Consider the following 25,210-nt stretch of genomic DNA (forward strand, 5'->3'; position numbering starts at 1 on the left):
CTCCTTTTTCTTTAAGATTAGAATACAGATTCAAATCTGCCTAATTCAACTTGAATAGATTTTGTTTGGGTATAATGTTTTAAGGTTTCGATCCCATTTTCACGTCCAATACCTGATTGTTTATAACCACCGACAGGCATTTTAGCGTCAGATTCGCCCCAAGTGTTGATCCAACAAATGCCCGCTTCAAGCTGATGAATAATGCGGTGTGCTTTGTTTAAGTCTTTGGTTACCACACCTGCTGCTAAACCATATTCCGTATTATTTGCTCGTTCAATCACTTCTTGTTCTGTTTCATAGCTTAAAATACTCATCACAGGACCAAAAATTTCTTCTTTGGTAATCGTCATTTCATCAGTACAATCAGTAAATACAGTTGGTTGTACATAGTAGCCTTGTGGCAAACTCATCTCACGTTCGCCCCCAATTAAGCATTTTGCCCCTTCTTTTTTACCAAGCTCAATATAATTTAATACTCGGTTCATATGCGGTTCGCTAACCAATGGGCCAAAGTTTGTTTCAGGATTTTGAGGATCGCCTATTTTAAAACGTTGTACACGCTCTAATACTTTTTGCTCAAATTCAGCTTTAAGTTTCGCTGGAACAAAAACACGAGTACCATTCGTACAAACTTGACCTGAACTATAAAAGTTCGCCATTACCGCAATATCTGCTGCTAAATCTAAATCGGCATCATCACAAATGACCACCGGCGATTTTCCGCCTAATTCCATCGTCACTTCTTTTAAGTTAGAGGTAATCGCACTGGCACACACTTTCTTACCCGTAGCAGATCCACCAGTGAAAGAGACTTTGTCAATATGTGGATGTTGGGTTAAGAAATCGCCAATATCAGCTCCCGTTCCGTTTACCACATTAAACAGACCGTCTGGTACACCCGCTTCGGTTAAAATTTCTGCTAATTTTAAGGTGGTTAGAGGGGTTACCTCACTTGGTTTAAAGACAACGGCATTCCCTGCGGCTAAGGCTGGGGCTAACTTCCACATTGCAATTTGGATCGGATAATTCCACGCACCAATGCTTGCAATTACACCCAATGGCTCACGGCGAGTGTAAATAAAACTGTCTTCACGAAGTGGAATTTGTGTACCTTCAATCGAAGTGGCTAAGCCTGCGTAATATTCAATCACATCAGCCCCAGTTACAATATCTACATACATTGTTTCGCTCACAGGCTTACCTGTGTCTAAGGTTTCTAAAAGGGCTAACTCATCATTACGTTCACGTAAAATAGCTACCGCTTTATTTAAAATTCTTGCACGCTCTACGGCGGTTAATGCTGCCCATTTTTTTTGAGCTTTAACGGCACAATCTACCGCAAAATCAATATCCTCTTTTGAAGCAACTTGAATTTCTGCTAGGGTTTCGCCTGTGGCTGGATTGATTGTGGTAAAGGTTCGCCCACTTGTAGCCTTGTGGTATTTACCGTTGATATAAAGTTGTTGAGTGGGAAATTTCATTGTTCCTCCAATAATTTGTTTAGAAATTGTTTTGCGATAAATCGAGCCTGATAATGATCAAACTCCTCGCTACGTAAACTACCGTGTAGCCATAAGCCATCAATCAATGCCGCTAATCCTCGAGCGGCATTTTTTGCTTGTTTTTCAGGTAATAATTGTTTGAAATGGAATAATAAATTTGAATGTAGGCGGCTATCATTGATTTTTTGTAAACGATTAAGATCGTCTTGGTGCATACTCATAGACCAAAAAGAGAGCCACACTTTCATTCTTGCGGAGTCAGTATTGGGATCAAAATTACACTCAATAATAATTTCAATGGCTCTATGAGGAGTGAGTTGCGGATCTGCTTTATTTTTTTGAGAAATAGAAATTTGCAATTCTCGCATTAAATCACGCATAGTTTCATACAATAGCCCCATTTTCCCTCCAAAATAGTGACTAATTATTCCAGAAGATAGACCTGCTTGCTGTGCAATTTGTATAATTGTAGTATCAGCGACACCGTATTTTTCAACGCAAACTAAAGTTGCTTGAATCAGTTGCTCTTTTCTGATCTCTAACATTCCAATTTTGGGCATAGCATATCCTTTTTTATGTTAGTTATATGCTTTATTGTATTTTAATTGAACGTTCAATTAAAATAAAGTTTATTTTTTAAACATTAAGGAAAATTTACAAATAAAGGGTGTGTGATATGAAGTAAGGAACATAGAAAAGTGAAATAGAAAAGAAAATGTAAGCGAATGTCTTTGCAATTTATATTAAAGTTGGGAATGAAATAACTCAACACGACAAAAACAAGAGTGCTATAACATTCTTGTAATAATGCTATGCTAAATTAAACTATTTAAGCTTTGAATAAGAGAATATCTTAAAGAGATTATTGAACATCCTTGTTCAGAATAACTCCATAATAATTCGGTTTATAAATACTTGTCCCTATTCGAACGAAGCGTTCCGGATAGGGAAGCGGATTATACTCTATTTTTTCAAAATACCAACATAAATTTCATATAAAAGTGAAATAATTTTGTGACTTAATAATTAAGGTAAAAAATGGTCTGCGATACACTGAAAAAGAACCTTATAATAAAAGTGTTTTTTGTAAATTTTTATCACTATCTTACCGCTTCATTATGGATTTTATTTTAAAGAAAGAACAATTTAAGGTAGAATTAGCCAAATTTTTGTATAACTTGGAATAATAATGACAACTCAACTTTCCCTTGAGCAAATTCAAGCATTGATAAAAGACGATATGCAAGGAGTCAACCAAGCAATTTTAGAGCAATTAAATTCTGATGTCGTCCTAATAAATCAGTTAGGTCACTACATTATTAGTGGTGGTGGTAAGCGTATTCGTCCGTTAATTGTTTTATTGAGTGCTAAATCTTTAAATTATCAAGGCTCAGCACATATTATTTGTGCTGCTTTTATTGAATTTGTGCATACGGCAACCTTATTACACGATGATGTAGTGGACGAATCTGATATGCGTCGTGGCAAAGAAACTGCCAATGCATTGTTTGGTAATGCCGCAAGTGTATTAGTGGGTGATTTTATCTATACTCGCTCTTTCCAAATGATGACAAGTGTCAATTCATTAGACGTGTTAAAGGTGATGTCAAATGCCACGAATGTTATTGCGGAAGGCGAAGTGCAACAGTTAATGAATTGTAATGATCCTGATACAACTGAACAAAGTTATATGCAAGTGATTTATGGTAAAACGGCTCGTCTTTTTGAAGCAGCTACACAATGTGCTGCCATTATCTCAAATGCAACACCACAAATGGAGAAAGCGTTACAAGATTATGGGCGTTATTTAGGGACTGCGTTTCAGTTAATTGATGATATTTTAGATTATAGTGCGAATGCTGAAAAGTTAGGTAAAAATATTGGTGATGATTTAGCAGAAGGAAAACCTACCTTGCCACTTCTTCATGCAATGCATCAAGGTAATGCAAGTGAAGCTGCACTGATTCGTGAGGCCATTGAACAAGGAGGGAAAAGAGAGTCCTTAAATGATATTCTGGCGATTATGCAAAAATATCAGTCCCTTGATTATGCAATGCAACGAGCGAAAGAAGAAGCTCAAAAAGCGGTTGATGCAATCCAAATTTTACCTGAAACAGAATATAAGCAAGCATTGATTTCTTTAGCTTATCTTTCTGTTGATAGAAATTATTAAGCAAAATTTGCAAATTTTAGACAAAATCATACCGCTTTCGTTTGAAAGCGTGTTTTATTAAAGAGGAAAAGATGACGAAATCCCTAAACTTACAAGATTTACCACAACAAAAACTAAAAGACTTATTAGAATTTCCCTGTAATTTTACTTTTAAAGTAGTGGGTGCGAAACGTGCTAATTTAGCAGATGATGTTGTTGCGGTAGTTCAACAATATATTCAAGGCGACTACGTGCCTCGTGAACAAGCAAGCTCAAAAGGCACTTATAGTTCAATTTCTATTGATATAGTGGCAGAAAATATCGATCAAGTAGAAAGCCTTTATACAGAGCTTGCCAAAATTGAAGGCGTAAGAATGGTGCTTTAATGGAACTTATTGTTCGCAAACTCGGTATTTGTGATTATCAACAGACGTGGCAAAAAATGCAACAGTTTACAGATAATCGTGATGAGAAAACCACTGATGAAATCTGGCTGGTGCAACATCCCGCTGTGTTTACTCAAGGTCAAGCGGGTAAACCTGAGCATTTACTCAATCCAACCAATATTCCTGTTATTCAATCTGACCGTGGTGGGCAAATTACCTATCACGGCTTAGGACAGCAAGTAATGTATATCCTCATTGATATTAAGCGCCATAAAGCTGAAGGAAGAGAATTAAACGTTCGACAATTAGTTACTGCACTTGAACAGGCTGTAGTGAAAACACTGGCGGATTATGGCATTGAGGCTTATCCAAAAGCGGATGCACCAGGTGTGTATGTCAATGAAAAGAAAATTTGCTCTTTGGGATTACGTATTCGCAAAGGTTGTTCGTTTCACGGTTTAGCCTTAAACATCAATATGGATTTATCTCCTTTTCAGAATATCAATCCTTGTGGTTATACAGGGCTTGCAATGTGTCAATTAAAAGACTTTATCAGTGAGGAAAAAGCCGATTGTGATAAAGTGTCACCAAAATTAGTAGATTACTTTACACAAATTCTCGGTTACAATAGCACCATAATTGTTAAAGAATAGTTAAATAAAAATAGGATTTAATGAATGGGTACACCTTTCAAAATGGAAAGAGGGGTTAAATATCGTGACGCAGCAAAAACCTCTATTATCCCTGTAAAAAATATCGACCCCGAGCAGGAAGTATTGAAAAAACCAAGTTGGATGAAAATAAAACTTCCTGCAAGTTCAGCTAAAATTGAGAGTATTAAAAATGGAATGCGTCGTCATGGTTTGCATTCAGTATGTGAAGAGGCGAGTTGCCCTAATTTGCACGAATGCTTTAATCACGGCACTGCGACTTTTATGATAATGGGGGCAATTTGTACTCGCCGTTGTCCCTTCTGCGATGTTGCACATGGTAAACCATTACCTTTGGATCAAGAAGAACCATTAAAATTAGCAGAAACCATTGCAGATATGAAATTAAAATATGTTGTTATTACATCAGTCGATCGTGATGATCTACCTGATCGTGGAGCTGGACATTTTACAGAATGCGTTAAGGAAATTCGGAAATTGAATCCTGATATTAAGATTGAAATTTTAGTTCCTGATTTTCGTGGACGTATCGAAAAAGCATTAGACAAATTAAAAGATTGTCCGCCCGATGTATTTAACCATAACTTAGAAAATGTACCACGCTTGTATAAAGATATTCGTCCCGGTGCAAATTATGAATGGTCGCTTAAATTACTGAAAGAATTTAAAAAAATGTTCCCACATATCCCAACTAAATCAGGTCTAATGGTAGGGTTGGGTGAAACAAATGAAGAAATTCTCACAGTAATGGAAGACTTGCGTGACAATGGCGTGACAATGCTAACACTTGGACAATATTTACAACCAAGTCGCCATCATTTACCTGTTGATCGTTATGTTCATCCAGATGATTTTGATGATTTTAGAGTAAAAGCTGAAAAAATGGGCTTTGAACACGCAGCTTGTGGCCCTTTTGTTCGCTCATCTTATCACGCTGATCTGCAAGCAAGCGGTGGCGTGGTGAAGTAAATTTGTAAAAATAGTGTAATCAATAGTTAAGGATACAAAAATGACTTATACAACAACACAAATTATAGAAAAATTAGCTCAATTAAAAGTAGTTCCAGTTATTGCTCTTGATAATGCAGAAGATATTTTACCTCTTGCAAAAACATTAGCAGATAATGGATTACCAGTGGTTGAAATTACATTTCGTTCTACTGCTGCTGAACAAGCGATTCAATTATTACGTAAACATAATCCTGATATTTTAATTGCAGCAGGAACAGTATTAACCTCAGAACAAGTATTTCAGGCTAAAAATGCTGGAGCTGACTTTGTGGTGACACCAGGATTTAATCCAAAAATTGTTAAGCTTTGCCAAGATCTTGGTTTACCGATTACACCAGGAATAAATAATCCAATGTCTATTGAGGCGGCATTAGAAATGGGAATTACAGCAGTAAAATTTTTCCCTGCTGAAGCCAGTGGTGGTGTGAAAATGATTAAAGCATTACTAGGACCTTATCCACAATTACAAATAATGCCAACAGGGGGAATTGGTTTAACTAACATTCAAGATTATTTAGCCATTCCTAATGTAGTTGCTTGTGGTGGCTCTTGGTTTGTGGATAAAAAACTGATTAATGCTCAGGATTGGGATAAAATTGCACAATTAACAAAAGAAGTAATGGAATTAGTGCGTATTTAAACTAGTTAGGATTACTGAAATAATTAAACTCAGTAATCCTTTTTTATATCACTTATCTCTCCTTCCACATATAAGCTACTTGATATAATACGCTTTCAAGGTATCATATCCCCTAATATTCTATTAACTAAATATAAGTACAATGAAAGAAACCATAGTTGCACAAGCAACCCCAATAGGTCGTGGCGGAGTTGGAATTTTACGCATTTCAGGACCTCTTGCCGAAACTGTTGCACAGGAAGTCTTAGGTAAATCCCTTAAGCCTCGTATGGCAAATTATTTGCCTTTTAAAGATGTTGATGGGTCTACTATTGATCAAGGTATCGCTCTCTTTTTTAAAGCACCAAATTCGTTTACTGGTGAGGATGTTCTTGAATTGCAAGGACACGGTGGGCAGATTATTTTAGATATTCTGTTAAAACGTATTTTACAAGTGAAAGGCTTACGCATTGCACGTGCAGGGGAGTTTTCTGAGCAAGCCTTTTTAAATGATAAGTTAGATTTAACCCAAGCCGAAGCCATTGCAGATTTAATTGATGCGACCTCTGAGCAAGCGGCTCGTAGTGCTTTGAAATCGTTACAGGGCGAATTTTCAAATAAAATTCATCAGTTAGTCGATAATGTCATTTATTTACGAACTTATGTTGAAGCGGCTATTGATTTTCCTGATGAAGAAATTGATTTTCTCGCTGACGGTAAAATTGAAAATAAACTTAATCAAATTATTGCCAGTTTAGACAATGTACGAAAAGAAGCAAAGCAAGGTGCTATTATCCGTGAAGGAATGAAAGTCGTCATTGCAGGGCGTCCCAATGCAGGTAAATCAAGCTTGCTGAATGCTCTTGCAGGTCGAGATGCGGCTATTGTAACAAACATTGCAGGAACAACCCGTGATGTGTTACGTGAGCATATTCATATTGATGGAATGCCTTTACATATCATTGATACAGCAGGACTACGAGATGCCAGTGATGAAGTGGAGCGTATTGGTATTGAACGTGCGTGGAGTGAAATTGAGCAAGCTGATCACGTTTTATTGATGATCGACAGCACAGAAAGTAGCAATGAAAATATTCAAACCGAATGGCAAGATTTTTTAACGTGTTTACCTGAAAATATCCCTGTCACTGTTATTCGTAATAAAGTCGATTTATCAGGTGAAAAAGAAGGCTTTGAACAACTGGAAGACTTTAATTTAATTCGTCTTTCTGCTCAAACCAAAGTGGGTATTGATCTATTACGTGAGCATTTGAAGCAATCAATGGGCTATCAAAGTTCGACGGAAGGTGGCTTTATTGCACGTCGTCGTCATTTAACAGCCCTTGAAAAAGCAGCAGAACATTTAGCAAATGGACATACGCAATTAACAGAATTTTATGCAGGTGAATTATTGGCTGAGGAGCTACGAATGACTCAAAATGCATTAAGTGAAATCACGGGTGAATTTACCTCTGATGATTTACTCGGTAATATTTTTAGCTCATTTTGTATTGGAAAGTAAGCGGTCACATTATTACTAAAATTTGCAAATTTTCATTGATTTTAAATTATAAATTGGTAAAGACTATCAAATCAAAAGGGTTCTTTTCCATTTCAAATTTGGTAAAATCTTACTCAAATGTTACCGCTTATAACAATAGGAACAAAGTATGACAAAACATTATGATTATATCGCTATCGGTGGTGGTAGTGGTGGTATTGCCTCAATTAACCGTGCGGCAAGCTATGGAAAAAAATGTGCGATTATTGAAGCACAAGATTTAGGTGGTACTTGCGTGAACGTGGGCTGTGTGCCGAAAAAAGTGATGTGGCACGGAGCTCAAATTGCTGAGGCAATTAAACTTTATGCACCGGATTATGGTTTTAATGTTGATTTGAAAGACTTTGATTTTTCAAAATTGATAGAAAGCCGTCAAGCTTATATCGGACGTATTCATCAATCTTATAACAATGTTTTAGCAAAAAATAATATCGATGTGATCAATGGTTTTGCGAAATTTGTGAATAAAAATACCGTTGAAGTAAACGGCGAACAAATCACAGCGGATCATATTTTGATTGCAACGGGTGGTCGTCCAACGCATCCAAATATCAAAGGGGCGGAATACGGTATTGATTCTAACGGTTTCTTTGAATTAACCGAATTACCAAAACGTGTGGCTGTGGTGGGTGCAGGTTATATTGCGGTAGAACTTGCAGGCGTATTAAACAGCTTAGGGGCGGAAGCACATTTATTCGTGCGTAAGCACGCACCATTGCGTACCTTTGACCCATTTATTGTGGATACGTTATTAGACGTGTTAGCCCAAGACGGCATTCAATTACACACCCAAGCAATTCCACAAGAAGTGGTTAAAAATACAGATGGTTCAGTGACCTTAAAATTAGAAGATGGTCGTGAGCAAACCGTAGATTGTTTAATTTGGGCAATCGGTCGTCAGCCAGCAACAGATGTAATCAATCTTGAAGTAACAGGCGTGGAAACAAACGCTCGTGGCTTTATCAAAGTGGATAAATTCCAAAATACCAACGTTGAAGGCATTTATGCGGTTGGCGATATTATTGAAGGTGGCGTAGAATTAACCCCTGTGGCAGTGGCAGCAGGACGCCGTTTATCTGAGCGTTTATTCAATAACAAACCAAACGAACATTTAGATTACAGCTTAATCCCAACAGTGGTGTTCAGCCACCCAGCGATTGGTACAATCGGTTTAACCGAGCCACAAGCGATTGAGCAATATGGTGAAGAAAACGTGAAAGTTTACACGTCATCATTTACCGCAATGTACACCGCCGTAACCCAACACCGTCAGCCTTGCAGAATGAAACTGATTTGTGCGGGCGAAGATGAGAAGATCGTCGGTTTACACGGTATTGGTTTTGGTGTGGACGAGATGATTCAAGGCTTTGCGGTTGCAATCAAAATGGGTGCAACAAAAGCAGATTTTGATAACACAGTGGCAATCCACCCAACAGGTTCGGAAGAATTTGTGACAATGCGTTAAGTTTTATAGCAAGAAATTTTATTACTTATAATCTGTACCCTAAAAGCTGAGTTGATTAGAACTAGAGGTACAGATTTTTTTATGAGTGTTTTTATTTACGTGATTTTTAGATATTGTGTGATGAATGTCGTAAAAGTAATAAAATTTTTAACACTTTTGTGCTTAAACATACTAAAATAGCGGAGTTTTGTCGCTCATTTCTCAAATGAAGGAAATAAAATGACACAGGAATATTTAGATTTTGAACTACCTATCGCTGAACTTGAAGCTAAAATTGATGCTTTACGTTCGACGGTAAATACAGACAGCACGATTAATCTTGATGATGAAATTAAACGTCTTCAAAAAAAATGTGATGAATTAACGAAAAAAACGTTTACTGACTTGGATGCTTGGCAAATTACTAAAATGGCTCGTCATCCAAATCGTCCTTATACCCTGGATTATATTCAGCGGATTTTCACAGAATTTGAAGAGCTTTCTGGAGATCGTGCTTTTGCAGAGGATCACGCCATTATTGGTGGAATGGCTCGTCTGGAAGGTCGTCCAGTGATGGTGATTGGACATCAAAAAGGCAGAAGTGTTAAACAAAAAGTATTGCGTAATTTTGGTATGCCAGCACCTGAAGGTTATCGTAAAGCGTTACGCTTAATGAAATTGGCGGAACGTTTTAATATGCCAGTTATTACTTTTATTGATACACCTGGTGCTTATCCTGGTGTCGGTGCTGAAGAACGTGGACAGGCAGAAGCGATTGCACATAATTTACGTGAAATGTCAGGGTTAAAAGTGCCTGTCATTTGTACGGTCATCGGTGAAGGTGGATCTGGTGGTGCTTTAGCTATTGGCGTAGGAGATAAAGTCAATATGCTGCAATATGCTATTTATTCTGTTATTTCCCCTGAAGGCTGTGCTTCTATCCTTTGGAAAGATGCCGAAAAAGCATCAACAGCCGCTGAAACAATGGGATTGACTGCAACACGATTAAAAGAATTAAAACTGATTGATAATATTATTGAAGAGCCTTTAGGTGGCGCACAGAGAGATTTTGATACTATGGCTCAAAATATGAAACAGCTCTTACTTGCTGATTTAGAGGATCTTGATGTATTATCTTTAGATGTACTTTTGGAGCGTCGTTATAATCGCTTGATGAGTTATGGTGCTTAAAAAAGTACAACAATAGAACGACTAAAAAAATGTAAATTTTAATTGATATGTGACCGCTTATCATTCAATACAATTAAGGAGTTTATAATGAAAAATGTTTTATCTATTCAATCTCATGTAGTTTATGGCTATGCTGGCAACAAAGCAGCTGTTTTCCCAATGCAAACACTTGGTGTAGATACTTGGGCATTAAATACTGTTCAATTTTCTAATCATACTCAATATGGAAAATGGACAGGGATGGTTGTTCCTCAAGAGCAAATTGGTGAAATTGTTGAAGGTATTGATAATATTGATGCCCTTAATGAATGTGATGCTGTACTGTCTGGTTATATTGGTGCAGCTTCTCAAGGAAGCCAAATTTTAGATGTGGTAGCGAAAATCAAGGCAAAAAATCCTAATGCTATTTATTTTTGTGATCCTGTAATGGGACATCCTGATAAAGGTTGTATTGTAGCAGATGGTGTGGCTGAATTTTTACGTGATGAAGCAATGGTAAAAGCAGATATTATTGCTCCGAATCTTGTTGAATTGCGTGAATTAACTGGTTTAGAGGTAGAAAATTTTGAGCAAGCATTAGCTGCAGTGAAAGCAATTCAAGAAACTGGCGTGAAAAAAGTGCTTGTAAAACACTTAAGTAAAGTAGGTAAAGATGCGAGCCAATTTGAAATGTTACTTGCAACTCAAGAGGGTATTTGGCACATTAGTCGTCCATTACATACTTTTAAAGATAAAGATCCTGTAGGGGTTGGTGACTTGACGAGTGGTATTTTCTTAGCAAATTTACTTAATGGAAAATCAGATTTAGAGGCTTTTGAACATACGGCAAATGCAGTAAATGACGTTATGTCGGTGACTCAGCAATCAGGTAAATATGAATTACAAATTATTGCGGCTCGTGAATTTATTACAAATCCAAAGAGTCAGTACAAAGCAGTAAAAATTGCTTAGTTATACATCAAATAAAACACTCCCCAAATGTTGAGAGCAACTTTTGGGGTGTTTTTATTTTAGCAATAAAGAGTAGCGATAAAATAGACAAAAGGGTAAAATACACCCTACTTTTGTGCGTGAGTAGTTACTTACTCCGCTTTTCTTTTAACTAATGGTTTAATCAGAATTTTACAATGGCAAAGAAACTACATATTAAAACTTGGGGCTGTCAAATGAATGAGTATGACTCATCAAAAATGGCAGACCTATTAAATGAAACACACGATCTGGAATTAACAGATAATGCAGAAGAGGCAGATGTATTACTTTTAAATACGTGTTCAATTCGTGAAAAAGCACAAGAAAAAGTGTTTCATCAGCTTGGGCGTTGGAAAAATCTTAAAAAAAATAAACCTGATTTAATTATTGGGGTGGGGGGATGTGTTGCTTCTCAAGAAGGGGAACATATCAGAAAAAGAGCCCCTTTTGTTGATGTTATTTTTGGACCACAAACATTACATCGCTTACCTGAAATGATTGGTCGTCGGGGAAAAAATAGTAATCCAATTATTGATATCAGTTTCCCTGAAATCGAAAAATTTGATAATTTGCCAGAGCCTCGAGCAGATGGACCTACTGCTTTTGTGTCTATTATGGAGGGCTGTAATAAATACTGCTCTTTCTGTGTGGTGCCTTATACTCGTGGTGAGGAAGTAAGTCGCCCTGTTGATGATGTATTATTTGAAATTGCTCAGCTTGCTGAACAAGGTGTACGTGAAGTCAATTTACTTGGACAAAATGTGAACGCTTATCGTGGCGCTACTTTTGATGGTGAAATTTGTACTTTTGCTGAATTATTACGTTTAGTTGCATCCATTGATGGTATCGATCGTTTACGTTTTACAACCAGCCACCCAATTGAGTTTAGTGATGATATTATTGAAGTTTATCGAGATACACCTGAATTAGTGAGTTTTTTACATTTACCGATTCAAAGTGGTTCTGATCGTATTCTTACAATGATGAAGCGTAATCATACCGCTCTCGAATTTAAAGCGATTATTCGTAAACTTCGTCAAGCTCGTCCTGATATTCAAATTAGTTCTGATTTTATTGTGGGCTTTCCTGGTGAAACAGCAAAAGACTTTGAAGATACAATGAAAATTATTGAGCAAGTTAATTTTGATATGTCTTTTAGCTTTATTTATTCTCCTCGTCCAGGTACACCCGCTGCAGATTTACCTGATGATGTGAGTGAGGAAGAGAAGAAAGAACGTTTATATCGTCTTCAGCATCGTATTAATACGCAGGCAGCACAATTTAGTAGAATGATGCTGGGAACTGAACAACGTATTCTGGTAGAAGGTTTGTCTAAAAAAGACTCAACAGAGCTGACAGGACGAACTGAAAATAACCGTATTGTGAATTTTAAAGGTTCACCAGATATGATTGGTAAATTTATTGATGTAAAAATCACGGATGTTTATACCAACTCATTGCGTGGAGAAGTGATTCGAACCGAAGCGGAAATGGGGTTAAGAATCGTGGAATCTCCACAGAGTGTAATTGAGCGTACGCGTAAAGAAGACCATTTGGGAGTGGTGCGATTTGCGATTTAAATTTTAAATTAACCATAGAGATAAAGTGTTTCTTTGTCTCTATGGGTTATCATTTATCTTCAAACCTAAAGCCATTTTCATCCAGTCTTAAAATAGAAGTTTTATCTTTATGCCAATCACCGAGTACAATACGAGTAAAATAGCGGTCAGATGTATCTGAAAATTTGCAAAAATGAATATTTTGTTTATGAGTATGTCCGTGAATTAGCCAATCAGCTTGATATTGTTGCATTATTTGAAGGGTAAACTCAGGATTTATATCCATAATTTCTATCGGTTTTCCTTGTTTATTTAAACGGCTTTTTGCTCGAATTTTCTGTGCAATCGCTATTCTGAGTTTTAAAGGGAGTTTAAGGAATAGACCTTGAATCCATTTGTTGTGTACTTTTGTACGAAAATTTTGATAGTTTACATCATCGATACAAAGAGTATCACCATGACAAAGCAATATATGTTTATCAAATAATGTTACTCGTTTATAGTCTGGCAATAAAGTGATACCTGTTTCTAAAGCAAAGCGTTTTCCAATTAAAAAATCACGATTACCACAGATAAAATAGCAATTAACGCCTTGTTGTGTGAGGGTTTTGAGCGACTGTTTTACTGTGGATATAAGATCAGATTGTTCATCATCACCAATCCAAAAGTCAAAGAAATCACCTAAAATGTATAGTTCACAGGCAAGCGGTGCCTTTTGCGTTAAAAATTGCAAAAAATGCTGAGTGATTTCTGGTTGAGACTCACTTAAATGGAGATCTGAAATAAAGTAATAATGCATATAAAATAGTATCAAAAAACCGAATGTGTATAAATATTTTTGAAAGATACCGCTACTAGCGAATTTTTGCTAAAATAGCACAAATTAGAGGGAACATATACTATTATTTAAACAAGGAAAAATAATGACAACAAAGGCTCGAATCCATTCTTTTGAATCTTGTGGAACTGTAGATGGGCCAGGTATCCGTTTTATTTTATTTTTACAAGGCTGTTTAATGCGTTGTAAATATTGCCATAACCGAGATACTTGGGATTTGCATAGTGGAAAAGAGATTACTGTTGAAGAATTGATGAAAGAAGTGGTTACATATAAACATTTTATGAATGCAACAGGTGGTGGTGTAACTGCTTCTGGTGGAGAAGCTGTTCTACAAATGGAATTTGTGCGAGATTGGTTTCGAGCTTGTAAGAAAGAGGGAATTAATACTTGTTTAGATACCAATGGATTTGTGCGACATTATAGTGAAGTTGTTGATGAAATGTTAGAAGTAACAGATTTAGTTTTACTTGATTTAAAGCAACTAAATAATGATATTCATAAAAATTTAATTGGTGTTTCTAATAAGAGAACTTTGGAGTTTGCACGTTATTTACATCAAAAAAATCAAAAAACGTGGATTCGCTATGTGGTTGTACCGGGCTATACCGATGATGATGATTCAGTGCATCGTTTGGGAAAATTTATTGAAGGAATGGATAATATTGAAAAAGTTGAATTACTTCCTTATCATCGTTTAGGCGAGCATAAATGGGAAACGATGGGAGAGGAGTATGAACTTGCTGATGTACAACCTCCACCAAAAGAAAAATTAGTACATATTCAGAAAATCTTAGAGGGATATGGTCATATCGTGAAATTTTAAAGTATCGTTATAGCGAAAATAGCGTGTAAAAACGGTGAAGCGGTAAGATTTCTTAAGAAATTTGCAAATTTTTATGAAATCTTACCTCTTTTTCTTTAGAATAGACAAAATTTTTAAATATTAAACATAGAGAAATAAGGAATAAAATGCGTACCAGTCAATATTTACTTTCAACATTAAAAGAAACTCCAAATGACGCTCAAGTGGTTAGCCATCAGTTAATGCTACGAGCAGGAATGATCAGACCTTTAGCCGCAGGACTTTATACTTGGTTACCAACAGGATTACGTGTATTAAAAAAAGTAGAAAATATCGTACGTGAAGAGATGAATAAAGCGGCAGTAGAAGTCTCTATGCCAGTAGTTCAGCCAGCGGATTTATGGATTGAATCACAACGCTGGGATGACTATGGTCCTGAATTATTACGTTTTGAAGATCGTGGTAATCGCCCATTTGTATTAGGCCCAACTCACGAAGAAGTGATTACCGATTTAGTGCGCCGTGAAATTACTTCATATAAACAGTTGCCTTTAAATTTATATCAAATTCAAACTAAATTCCGTGATGAAGTACGTCCTCGTTTTGGGATTATGCGCTCTCGTGAATTTTTAATGAAAGATGCTTATTCTTTCCACATTACAGCTGAGTCATTACAGCAAACTTATGATGTAATGCATCAAACATATTGCAATATTTTTAATCGTTTAGGTTTAGATTTCCGTCCTGTGCAAGCAGATACAGGTTCAATTGGAGGCAATGCCTCACACGAGTTTCAAGTACTAGCAGAAAGTGGTGAAGATGATATTGTATTCTCAACAGAATCAGATTATGCCGCAAATATTGAATTAGCAGAAGCGGTAGCAGTAGGTGAGAAGCAAGCACCAACTAAAGCAATGGAGTTAGTGGATACCCCAAATGCAAAAACCATTGCCGAAGTGGTAGAACAATTTGATGTAACGATTGAGAAAACGGTAAAAACGTTAATTGTTAAAGGGGCGACGGAAGAGCAACCTTTAATCGCATTGATATTACGTGGTGATCACGATTTAAATGAAATCAAAGCCATTAAATTACCAGAAGTAGCAGAGCCATTTGAATTTGCTGATGAAGCGGATATTAAAGCAAAAGTTGGTGCTGGTTTAGGCTCATTAGGTGTTGTTGATATGCCTATTCCTATGATTATCGATCGTAGTGTTGAGCTGATGAGTGATTTTTCTACTGGTGCAAATATTGATGGTAAACATTATTTCAATGTAAACTGGGAACGTGATGTTGCGTTACCAAAAGTCGCTGATTTACGTAACGTTGTAGAAGGTGATCCAAGCCCAGACGGTAAAGGTTCATTATTGATTAAACGTGGTATCGAAGTAGGGCATATTTTCCAATTAGGCTCAAAATACTCAGAAGCAATGAATGCCACAGTGCAAGGTGAAGATGGACGTCCACAAACCTTAATTATGGGGTGTTACGGTATCGGTGTGTCTCGTGTTGTAGCTGCAGCGATTGAGCAAAATCACGATGAGCGTGGTATTAAATGGTCGAATGCGATTGCACCTTTCACCGTAGCGATTATTCCAATGAATATGCACAAATCTGATGAAGTAAAACAAGAAGCAGAAGCCCTTTATGAACAATTAAAAGCATTGAATATTGATGTGATTTTTGATGATCGTAAAGAACGTCCAGGTGTAATGTTTGCGGATATGGAATTGATCGGTGTACCACACACTATCGTGATTGGACAACGTAGCCTTGAAAATGGCGAGCTTGAATATAAGAGCCGTCATACAGGTGAAAAACAGATGATTGCTAAAGATCAAATTATTGATTTTATCCAGTCTCAACTTAGTTAATTTCAATACAAAGGGCTAATTTATGCTTAAAATTTTGCGAATTATTCTAGTCACTTTCCTCGCAATGGGAATTTGTATTATTGGTTCAATTTATTCATTATTTCATTTTAAAGATCCAAGTAATGTTTATTTTGTTACACAGAAGTTTGCGTGGTTACATCAATTTTTGGGCATCAAATTGATAAGACGACCAAAAGATGATTTTACCCAAAATGCAATTTATGTTGCAAATCATCAAAATAATTATGATATGGTCACTATTGCATCAATGGTGCAACCTAAAACAGTGAGTATTGGTAAAAAAAGTCTAGTTTGGATTCCTTTTTTTGGCTTGGTTTATTGGAGTACAGGGAATATTTTAATTCATCGTGAAAACCGTAAAAGTGCGATTAACACAATGAATAAGGTTGCAGATATTATTAAAAAAGACAATATTTCTATTTGGATGTTTCCTGAAGGAACCCGTAGTCGTGGGCGTGGGTTACTGCCTTTCAAAAAAGGGGCATTTCATACTGCGGTTGCGGCAGGTGTACCTATTGTTCCAGTGGTATGTTCAAATCTTCATAACAAAATAGATTTAAACCGCAAAAATAATGGTTATGTCATCTGTGAAACATTAGAACCTATTGATACCACTACTTATACTCGTGAAAATATCAAAGAGTTAATTCAACTTTGTCACGACAGAATGGATGCAAAAATTAAAGTGCTTAATCAAGAAGTCGCAGAATTAGAAGCAAAAGCTTAAATTATCGCTATATTTACACCCTGAAAGTAATAATAATTTTTAGGGTGTTTTTTATACGTTCAATTTAGAGTATGATAGGGTTTTCTAAAATAATTTTATAAATATTATGTACCGTTTTTTACTTTGGTTAAAGCAACCAAGCAATACATTATGGGTTAAGCCTACATTAGGGGCTTTATTAGCCCTAATCATTGCTTTCTCTTCTTATTGGATTGATCGTTGGTTACCTGCTCAAACTCTACCTAAAATTAATATAGATATTGTAGATGACTTATTAAATATTATCGCCTCCAGTATGCTAGCAGTAAGCACCTTCTCTCTTTCAATTATGATTGCTGCTTTTAGTTCCGTCGCCAGTAATGCCACACCTCGAGCAACAGAGTTAATTATTGCCGATGGTACCACTCGAACCGCTATCTCTAGCTTTCTTTCTGCTTTTATTTATGCAGTTATTGCGAAGATATTACTAGGACTTGGTATTTTTGGCACAAATGGGCTGTTTATTCTATTTGGTTGTATTGTTATTCTATTATTGTACTTAGTGGTAGTTTTAATCCGTTGGGTACAAACTCTTTCAGGCTTAGGGCGTTTGAAAAATACCTTAGATCGTATTCAACAAAAAGCAACAGAATCATTACATTATTATCGTAATAATCCAAATTTAGGGACTGCCGCCAAAATTACTGATCTAAAACAAGTAAGGTCAATTTATTCTCAAAAGATTGGTTATTTAATTAATATAAATCTTTCAGGGTTACAGCATTGGGCTGAAGATAACGATTGTTCTTTACATATTATGGTACGTGTAGGGAACTGGTTAATGCCCAATAAAGCAATGGTATTAGTGCAACGAGATCATTTTCAGGATATTGATTTTGATGAAATTAATCGTTTCTTTATTGTAGATTCACAACGTAAATTTGAACAAGATCCAAGTTTTGGTTTATCTGTATTAAGTGAAGTAGCACAACGAGCGCTTTCTCCTGCAATTAATGATTCAGGGACTGCATTAACAGTCTTAGCTACTCTTGCACAATTATTAATTGAAAGGCCCATCGAAAAAGAAGATGACAGATATTTTGATCGTTTAAGTATTGTTCCATTAGATGAAGGTATTTTTATTGAAGAATCTATTGCTCCTATTGCACGAGATGGGGCAACAAATATAAATATTGGGATCGCTATTTTAAAAACACTTGCGACTATTTATCATCAAGCTCCAACTGTTGAACTTTCACTTGCTGCACAAAAAGAAGCAGAAAATACTTTACAGCGTAGCATTGAAATACTGAGTTTTGAAAATGATAAACGTCTTATTAGTGACGTCTATCAACAACTTTTTGGATATAAACTGAGTCAATAAGCGGTCACATTTTAGTAAAAATTTACAATATTTTTAAAGACTAAGAGAAAAAATAAAAGTTGCTTAACTCCTAATAAAATAAGAGGTTAAGCAACTTTTTGATTATTTATAAACTAAAGAAAAGCAAGTAATGGTGAAATACAAAGTAGTATTCCAGTAAATATAATTACATTTGTTGCTAATCCTTTATAATGGTGTAAATGTGGCATTTTATACACAAGATATGCAGGAATTAAACAGCCAACTAAACCAAAAATTGGGCTACAAATTGATGTAAAGCTCAAAATTGGGAAATTGGTGACGATTGTTCCCCAGCAAATAAGAATAATAAATGCAACAACCAGTTTATCAATAAGTGGTTTGTTTATATTTTCTTCTTCATATTTACGCAGTAAAACGTTCATTACAATACCTGTACAAGCTTCTCTAAATCCTAAGAATACCCCAAAGAAAGATGTCACAATCGCAAAGATATTAATAACAATACCAGTAATCGTCGCCCAGCTACCTGGTATAAATTGAGCAATAATCGCTAATGATGAAATATTTTGCTCTTTTGCACTGATTGCTTGTTCTTGGCTAATTGCTAAAGTAAATGAAACTGCATAGAAGAATACCACTACGAATAAAATTACAAAAGAAACTCGCATTGCACGTGATGCTTTATAGCGAGCCACTTCAATTGATTTTTCGTGTGAGCGGTAAGAAATTACCATTGGGCTTAAAGATTGTAAGAATAAAATAGACGTTAGAGTAAATGGAAGAGTAATAATGGCATCTTTTATCATACTTCCCCAATTTCCCATTGCTGGAATATTAGATAGATCCCAACGAGAAACAAGCAGAATACCCATTATAGCAACCAGTGATAATACGGTAACTGCCATAAAACCAGATAATTTAAAGAGTAACTTCTCGCCTTTAGATGCAATAAAAGAAAGTACACAAATTAAAGCTAATCCATAGAAAATATTATCACTTAATTTGGTTTCTGTGATTCCAAAAGATTGTAGATAAGAGGCACTATCATTGGTTACCGCTAATGAATACACAAGCACCCAAATTACAAGCATAATAAAATATAAAACACCCAATCCAATTCCCCAGTTTTTACCAAGGTAACCTGAAATTACACCAGTATAATCGGTACATTTTTTAGATTCGGCAAGTGTGTTGATGAAAAGGTTTTGGAAAAGATATAAAGCAGGATAACCAATGAGAGCAGAAAGAAGGAAAACCCATATTCCCATTATTCCGACTTGCACAGGAAGAAAGACGATTCCAGCACCTATCGCCATCCCGATACTCATTACTATCCAGCCGATATCAACACTATCAAACTTAATAGCTTCTTTCCATTGCTGCTTTGTCATACCAGCTTTTTCGTAGTTTGTTTGATTACTCATACATTACTCCTTTATTATTAAAAAATTATTGTTTTATAATGCTGTATTAAGCAGTAATTTTTACATAAAAAGCACTGCTTGATTGTTAAACTACTTAGATATTATCCAGTGCGTTTTTAATGTCCTCAATCAGATCGTCTGTGTCTTCAATACCAACTGATAAACGAACCAACCCTTCTGTAATACCTTGTTTTAATCTTTCTTCTTCAGGCACACTGGCGTGTGACATTTTTGCAGGATAAGAGAGTATAGACTCCACTCCACCCAAGCTCACAGCAACGATAGGATATTCTAAGACTGATGTAAATTTCTTCGTATTTTCAATGCTACCTAAATCAAAAGAAAGCACAGCCCCACCACTAGATGCTTGTTTTTTATGAATTTCATAGCCTTCGTGACTTTCTAAACCCGGATAGTAAACTTTTTTAACTTTAGGATGGTTTTCAAGTAGTTGAGCAATTTTTAATGCAGTTTGCGTGCTTTTCTCCATTCTAATTGCCATTGTTTTGATACCACGCATTACTAACCAACTTTCTTCAATACCTGGTAATCCACCTAGCATAATTTGTTGCTTGTGTAATTTTTCATAAAGCCCTTCATCATTGACTACTACAGCCCCTAAAATAACATCACTATGTCCATTTAAGAATTTAGTTGCACTTTGAATCACAATATCTACTCCCATCGTAAGCGGTTGTTGATATTGTGGAGTCATAAATGTGTTATCAATAATAGTCAAAACATTATGTTTTTTTGCTATTTCAACCACACCTTGAATATCCGTTATTTTTAAAGTTGGGTTGGATGGGGTTTCCATATAAAAGGCTTTGGTATTTGGTTTAATCGCTTTTTCCCATTCTGCAAGATCTGTTTCATCAACGAAACTCACATCAATGCCAAAACGTGGAAGTAGATCACTAACTAGCTGGAATGTGCCACCGTAAACATCTTTACACATTACGATATGATCACCTTTAGAAAACAGTAACAATACCGCAGAAATTGCTGCCACCCCAGACGCAAAAGCCACCGCATATTTTCCTTGTTCTAGGCTAGCGATGGCTTCTTCTAATGCTTCACGAGTAGGATTACCAAATCTCGAATACATATATTTTTGTAAATTATCAATCTCTTTCTGATGAAAGGTTGATGCTTGGCAAATAGAAATGGACGATGCCCCTGTTTCAGGATCGAGCATATTATAGCCGTGTAAAACTTGAGTTCCAAATTTCATAAAACCACCTCTTTTTTGTTTGTTAGTTATTATTAGTAGTGCAATTATACTCTCAAACAGCCAAAAAATTTTTCTCCATTTTTACTTGATTTCCACAAATTTTAAAATAAAATTCTAATATGCTTTCTATATAGAGAATATTTTCCTACAACTAAACGAACTTATGATTTTCATCATTTAAGGATAATTACAGTGTACAGACTTGATAAAATAGATAGACAGATTCTAAGGTTATTACAAAAAGATGCCTCTATTTCGATTACAGATTTAGCGGAAAAGGTCAATTTAACGACTACACCTTGTTGGCGACGTATCCATCGCCTTGAAGAACTTAAAATTATTAGTAATCGAGTTGTATTGATAGATGCAAATAAAGTGGATTTAAGTCTTATTGGCTTTGTTCGAATAAAAACAAGAGATCACTCTGCACAATGGTATCACAAGTTCTCAAAAACAATTATAGATTTTCCTGAAGTGACTGCTTTTTATCGAATGGCAGGAGAATATGATTATTTAATGCAAGTACGAGTGAAAGATATTCACGCTTTTGATATTTTCTATAAAAAATTAGTAAGAGAAGTAGAAGGTTTAACAGATGTGACTTCTACATTTGCGATGGAAGAGCTTAAACATACATATGAATTACCCATTTAACTAAAAAATTATTAAAATGAAAATCTTAATTGCACCTGATTCATTTAAAGAGAGCCTAACGGCATTAGAAGTCGCCAATGCGATTGAAGAAGGCTTTGTACGAATATATCCAGAGGCAGAATACATCAAAATTCCAATGGCTGATGGTGGAGAAGGAACGGTGCAATCTTTAATTGATGCAACACAAGGTGAGCTGATTGAAGTTAAAGTAACCGCTCCTTTAGGTAATAAAGTAAATAGTTTCTTTGGATTATCTAGCGATCACAAAACCGCCTTTATTGAAATGTCAGCAGCGTCAGGATTACACCTCGTACCAACTACACAACGCAACCCTTTAAAAACCACCTCTTTTGGCACAGGGGAATTAATAAAAGCGGCATTAGATTATGGGATAGAAAAAATTATTCTCGGTATTGGTGGCAGTGCAACCAATGATGGTGGAGTGGGAATGCTACAAGCTCTAGGTGCGAAGTTTTTAAACACATTATGTCAGGATATTGGTTTTGGAGGTGAATGTTTAGCAGAAATAGTGGATATTGATTTATCTAGGTTAGATCCTCGTCTAAAGAATATTCAATTTGAGGTTGCTTGTGATGTAAATAATCCATTATGTGGTGAGAACGGTGCAAGTGCTATTTTCTCCCCACAAAAAGGAGCGACACCTGAAATGGTTAAACAATTAGATTTTGCTTTAAACCACTTTGCGAATATTGTACAACAACAGTTACAGCTTGACATTAAACATAAGAAAGGAGCTGGTGCGGCAGGAGGAATGGGTGGTGGCTTATTACTGTTGCCAAATGTAAATTTAAAAGCCGGTGTGGATATTGTGATTGAGGCAACATCATTAGCAAGCTATGTTGAACAAGCTGATTTAGTCATCACAGGTGAAGGCAGAATGGATGCTCAAAGTATTTATGGTAAAACGCCCATTGGTGTTGCGAAAATTGCAAAGCAATTTAATAAGCCAGTGATTGCCATTGTAGGTTGCTTGAGTGAAGATTACGAGGTGGTTTATCAATATGGAATTGACAGTGTTTTTCCTATTATTCATCGTCTAGGAACATTGGAAGAGGTTTTACAACAGGGAAAACTCAATCTTATTTCTACAGCTCAAAATGTAGCGAGGTTATATAAATTCTCTTATTAGTATGATAAGCGGTAAGATTGTCACATAAATTTGCAAATTTTCGTTTGGATCGTACCGCTTGGTTTTCTTTTAGCTATTTGGAGTTTTTGAACGTAATAGCAGGGTTTGTACTGAGACTATTCCAGACGGCAAGAAACAGACATTACAGGCGGTTATTCTAGGCAAGGTTTCTATTGATAGTGTTATTTACAGTGATGGTTATAATGGTTAGGCTAGAGCTTAAAAAATATGTTGAAGAAGAAGAAGGTTATATTGAACTTAGTCTTAGTGCGGCTAGATCATTTGGTGATCATCTATTCTGAAAAACCTGTCTCCATAATCTAGGCGAAGATGTTAGCAGTCTTTGGGGTAGTTTTTGGGCAGACTATTTTGAAAATCATATTACGTATAAAAAGAGAGGTTGAAAATGGCAAAGGAAAAAACATTAGAAGAATGTATCAAAGACGGCTATACCCCTGATACCATTGCCCGTAATATTAAACGACTGGACGATGATGTCATTGAAATCCGCCGTTATAATGACGGTAATTTTAAAGCCGATGGCGCATGGATATGGTTTATTGTGGTTTTATGTTTAATGGTCACAAGCATTATCACACAGGATAGGATTTATCGTGATATGCAATGGGCAATTTCTCCTGATATATATCTAAAACCTCATTATGAAGACCTTCGAGGCGTTTATGAAAGACAAGGGGCTTTGGATGAATTTAGGTCTTATGAAGAATATCGCAAAGGTATGGTAAGAGAGCATAGTTATGCCCGCTACACAGGGGCATTTTTTATTGCTTTACCGATATTATTATTTTTATGGGTTGCCTCACCGAAATGGCGACCATTGCGTATTGATAGAAGACGGCGTTTAGTGTATTTCGTTAATTTTGGGCAATTATATATTGACAGGTATCCTGATTATGCCCGCCAGCATCATAAGGTGATGGAATATCTTGATACCGATATGCATCAGCCGTGGATACGCCACCCTTGTGACGGTGGTTTACGTTTTACTTTATCGCATGCTAAAAAACCAACGACGCGTCGGTTTAGCGTTGGGATTTTTAAACCTGCTTGTCCATTTCAAAATCACGTCTTAAAGGCTTTTTTAAATGACTATTTAAGCACCGATAACCCTGAGGCATATCAACATTATTTTAAAAAAACAGGTCGAATTAAAACTGATTTTATTAACTTTTTTTATCAATTTACGCTGTTCCCGACACGGGGCTATAATGAAGAACGCACCGAAAGACAAATTCAGGAATGGTTGCAGAAAAATCCCGAAGATGAACATTTTGACTATGGTCTTCTTGATAATAGGGATAATAAATAGTGGTTTAGAATAATGATAAAGAGACTGTTTTATTCATCTTCCTCGTAAATTTCACGATTTACGAAGTTTTTTACATTAAAATTAATTAACGAGGATCTTAAAATGAATATTAAACAATTAGACGCAGTATTGGGTGATGAAGAAGACACGATTTCAAGAATGGCAAATGATTTAGAGAGAGGTGAAAAGCAGATGAAAGAAATAGAAATAGAATATATGGCTACGCTTAAAGATCATCTTGAAGCTTATACAACTTATGAAAAAACGACAGTGTTTCATAAAGTAGATAAAGTTGTGGCCATCCTTGCAATGCTTTTTGGGGTGTCACTGGGTATATATACATTCTACATTCATTTATCTGATGAATTTATTATTTACGCCTTTCTTTTTATTTTAATTGGTCTACTTGATTTTATGGGATTTCTTGCAATTGGAAAGCTTATATATATCATCAGATTTAAAATGACAGATAAGTTTAAGCATATTCAAAAAGTAAGATTTTCCAATACAGGGATTCATTATGAAACGAACAATATAAAATCTGATATTGAATGGCGTTTTTATAACGATTTTTTAGAAAGTGACAATACTTTAATTTTAATAGTTGGGAAAAAACAATATTCTGTTATTCCTAAATCAAGTTTCAATGAGGGAGATTATATAATTTTAAAGGATTTTCTAGTAGAAGAGTTTAATCAACGCCAAATAAAATAGCGGTACGATGTGATTAGAAATTTGCA

General features: G+C 35.8%; 23 protein-coding genes and 1 pseudogene. 19 read left to right on the forward strand and 5 right to left on the reverse strand.

Going from position 1 to position 25,210, the window contains the following annotated elements; all coding sequences use genetic code 11:
- Window positions 1–17: 17 nt before the first annotated feature.
- Both betB and betI read right to left on the reverse strand, forming a co-directional pair.
- A complete protein-coding gene (gene betB, locus A6B44_RS00530) occupies window positions 18–1,481 on the reverse strand; it encodes a betaine-aldehyde dehydrogenase (RefSeq protein WP_090921126.1) in 1,464 nt (487 codons plus the stop codon).
- Window positions 1,478–2,062 (reverse strand): transcriptional regulator BetI, encoded by a 585-nt coding sequence (gene betI / locus A6B44_RS00535; protein WP_090921128.1) that lies wholly within the window; start codon window positions 2,060–2,062, stop codon window positions 1,478–1,480. The genes betB and betI overlap by 4 nt, the downstream gene beginning before the upstream one ends.
- Window positions 2,063–2,691: 629 nt before the next feature.
- On the opposite strand from betI, the gene ispB reads away from it, so the two are divergent.
- From ispB to miaB, 10 genes are all read left to right on the forward strand, one after another.
- Window positions 2,692–3,675, forward strand: coding sequence for an octaprenyl diphosphate synthase (gene ispB / locus A6B44_RS00540; RefSeq protein ID WP_090921130.1), 984 nt, complete (start codon window positions 2,692–2,694; stop codon window positions 3,673–3,675).
- 71 nt (window positions 3,676–3,746) lie between these two features.
- Window positions 3,747–4,040: a DUF493 family protein YbeD gene (ybeD, locus tag A6B44_RS00545; protein ID WP_090921132.1), complete on the forward strand. Its 294-nt coding sequence runs from the start codon at window positions 3,747–3,749 to the stop codon at window positions 4,038–4,040.
- A complete protein-coding gene (gene lipB / locus A6B44_RS00550) occupies window positions 4,040–4,693 on the forward strand; it encodes a lipoyl(octanoyl) transferase LipB (RefSeq protein WP_090921134.1) in 654 nt (217 codons plus the stop codon). Before ybeD ends, lipB begins: the two co-directional genes overlap by 1 nt.
- A gap of 24 nt (window positions 4,694–4,717) precedes the next feature.
- The gene (gene lipA, locus A6B44_RS00555) at window positions 4,718–5,680 is read left to right on the forward strand and encodes a lipoyl synthase (protein ID WP_090921136.1); all 963 of its coding nucleotides are present in this window, start codon (window positions 4,718–4,720) and stop codon (window positions 5,678–5,680) included.
- 40 nt (window positions 5,681–5,720) lie between these two features.
- Entirely contained in the window at window positions 5,721–6,362 is a 642-nt protein-coding gene (locus tag A6B44_RS00560; protein WP_090921138.1) for a bifunctional 4-hydroxy-2-oxoglutarate aldolase/2-dehydro-3-deoxy-phosphogluconate aldolase, read from the forward strand.
- A 142-nt stretch (window positions 6,363–6,504) separates the two neighbouring features.
- The gene (gene mnmE, locus A6B44_RS00565) at window positions 6,505–7,863 is read left to right on the forward strand and encodes a tRNA uridine-5-carboxymethylaminomethyl(34) synthesis GTPase MnmE (protein WP_090921139.1); all 1,359 of its coding nucleotides are present in this window, start codon (window positions 6,505–6,507) and stop codon (window positions 7,861–7,863) included.
- A 148-nt stretch (window positions 7,864–8,011) separates the two neighbouring features.
- Entirely contained in the window at window positions 8,012–9,367 is a 1,356-nt protein-coding gene (gene gorA, locus A6B44_RS00570) for a glutathione-disulfide reductase (RefSeq protein ID WP_090921141.1), read from the forward strand.
- Between the two features lie 219 nt (window positions 9,368–9,586).
- Complete coding sequence (gene accA / locus A6B44_RS00575; protein ID WP_090921143.1) at window positions 9,587–10,537, forward strand: acetyl-CoA carboxylase carboxyl transferase subunit alpha; 951 nt, start codon at window positions 9,587–9,589, stop codon at window positions 10,535–10,537.
- Between the two features lie 87 nt (window positions 10,538–10,624).
- Window positions 10,625–11,488, forward strand: coding sequence for a pyridoxal kinase PdxY (gene pdxY, locus A6B44_RS00580; RefSeq protein ID WP_090921145.1), 864 nt, complete (start codon window positions 10,625–10,627; stop codon window positions 11,486–11,488).
- A gap of 176 nt (window positions 11,489–11,664) precedes the next feature.
- Entirely contained in the window at window positions 11,665–13,089 is a 1,425-nt protein-coding gene (miaB, locus tag A6B44_RS00585; RefSeq protein WP_090921147.1) for a tRNA (N6-isopentenyl adenosine(37)-C2)-methylthiotransferase MiaB, read from the forward strand.
- Between the two features lie 49 nt (window positions 13,090–13,138).
- On the opposite strand, the gene lpxH is transcribed toward miaB, so the two are convergent.
- Window positions 13,139–13,867, reverse strand: coding sequence for a UDP-2,3-diacylglucosamine diphosphatase (gene lpxH, locus A6B44_RS00590; protein WP_090921149.1), 729 nt, complete (start codon window positions 13,865–13,867; stop codon window positions 13,139–13,141).
- A 124-nt stretch (window positions 13,868–13,991) separates the two neighbouring features.
- Here lpxH and pflA point away from each other — a divergent pair, with 124 nt between their 5' ends.
- The 4 genes from pflA (at window position 13,992) to A6B44_RS00610 (ending at window position 18,696) form a co-directional block, all read left to right on the forward strand.
- Window positions 13,992–14,732: a pyruvate formate lyase 1-activating protein gene (gene pflA / locus A6B44_RS00595; RefSeq protein WP_090921151.1), complete on the forward strand. Its 741-nt coding sequence runs from the start codon at window positions 13,992–13,994 to the stop codon at window positions 14,730–14,732.
- A 146-nt stretch (window positions 14,733–14,878) separates the two neighbouring features.
- Window positions 14,879–16,585, forward strand: coding sequence for a proline--tRNA ligase (gene proS, locus A6B44_RS00600; RefSeq protein WP_090921153.1), 1,707 nt, complete (start codon window positions 14,879–14,881; stop codon window positions 16,583–16,585).
- A gap of 22 nt (window positions 16,586–16,607) precedes the next feature.
- Window positions 16,608–17,333 carry a 1-acylglycerol-3-phosphate O-acyltransferase gene (locus A6B44_RS00605; protein ID WP_090921155.1) on the forward strand — a complete coding sequence of 242 codons (726 nt, stop codon included), beginning with the start codon at window positions 16,608–16,610 and terminating at the stop codon, window positions 17,331–17,333.
- Window positions 17,334–17,439: 106 nt separating this feature from the next.
- Window positions 17,440–18,696 carry a DUF2254 domain-containing protein gene (locus tag A6B44_RS00610; protein WP_090921157.1) on the forward strand — a complete coding sequence of 419 codons (1,257 nt, stop codon included), beginning with the start codon at window positions 17,440–17,442 and terminating at the stop codon, window positions 18,694–18,696.
- Window positions 18,697–18,809: 113 nt separating this feature from the next.
- Here the strand turns inward: A6B44_RS00610 and A6B44_RS00615 are convergent, their stop codons facing one another.
- Window positions 18,810–20,102 (reverse strand): SLC5/6 family protein, encoded by a 1,293-nt coding sequence (locus A6B44_RS00615; RefSeq protein WP_090921159.1) that lies wholly within the window; start codon window positions 20,100–20,102, stop codon window positions 18,810–18,812.
- A 94-nt stretch (window positions 20,103–20,196) separates the two neighbouring features.
- A complete protein-coding gene (locus A6B44_RS00620) occupies window positions 20,197–21,336 on the reverse strand; it encodes a trans-sulfuration enzyme family protein (RefSeq protein WP_090921161.1) in 1,140 nt (379 codons plus the stop codon).
- A 192-nt stretch (window positions 21,337–21,528) separates the two neighbouring features.
- Here A6B44_RS00620 and A6B44_RS00625 point away from each other — a divergent pair, with 192 nt between their 5' ends.
- The 5 genes and pseudogenes from A6B44_RS00625 (at window position 21,529) to A6B44_RS00645 (ending at window position 25,184) form a co-directional block, all read left to right on the forward strand.
- Complete coding sequence (locus A6B44_RS00625; protein ID WP_090921163.1) at window positions 21,529–21,990, forward strand: Lrp/AsnC family transcriptional regulator; 462 nt, start codon at window positions 21,529–21,531, stop codon at window positions 21,988–21,990.
- 16 nt (window positions 21,991–22,006) lie between these two features.
- Window positions 22,007–23,140, forward strand: a complete 1,134-nt coding sequence (locus A6B44_RS00630) for a glycerate kinase (RefSeq protein WP_090921165.1) — start codon at window positions 22,007–22,009, stop codon at window positions 23,138–23,140.
- Window positions 23,141–23,213: 73 nt separating this feature from the next.
- Window positions 23,214–23,348 (forward strand): annotated as a pseudogene (locus A6B44_RS00635) (IS1595 family transposase); the annotation flags it as partial.
- Between the two features lie 198 nt (window positions 23,349–23,546).
- Window positions 23,547–24,470: a hypothetical protein gene (locus A6B44_RS00640; protein ID WP_090921167.1), complete on the forward strand. Its 924-nt coding sequence runs from the start codon at window positions 23,547–23,549 to the stop codon at window positions 24,468–24,470.
- Between the two features lie 102 nt (window positions 24,471–24,572).
- Window positions 24,573–25,184: a YcxB family protein gene (locus tag A6B44_RS00645; protein WP_090921170.1), complete on the forward strand. Its 612-nt coding sequence runs from the start codon at window positions 24,573–24,575 to the stop codon at window positions 25,182–25,184.
- Window positions 25,185–25,210 lie beyond the last annotated feature (26 nt).

Origin of the sequence: Pasteurella skyensis (genome assembly GCF_013377295.1) — a bacterium.
GTDB lineage: Bacteria > Pseudomonadota > Gammaproteobacteria > Enterobacterales > Pasteurellaceae > Phocoenobacter > Phocoenobacter skyensis.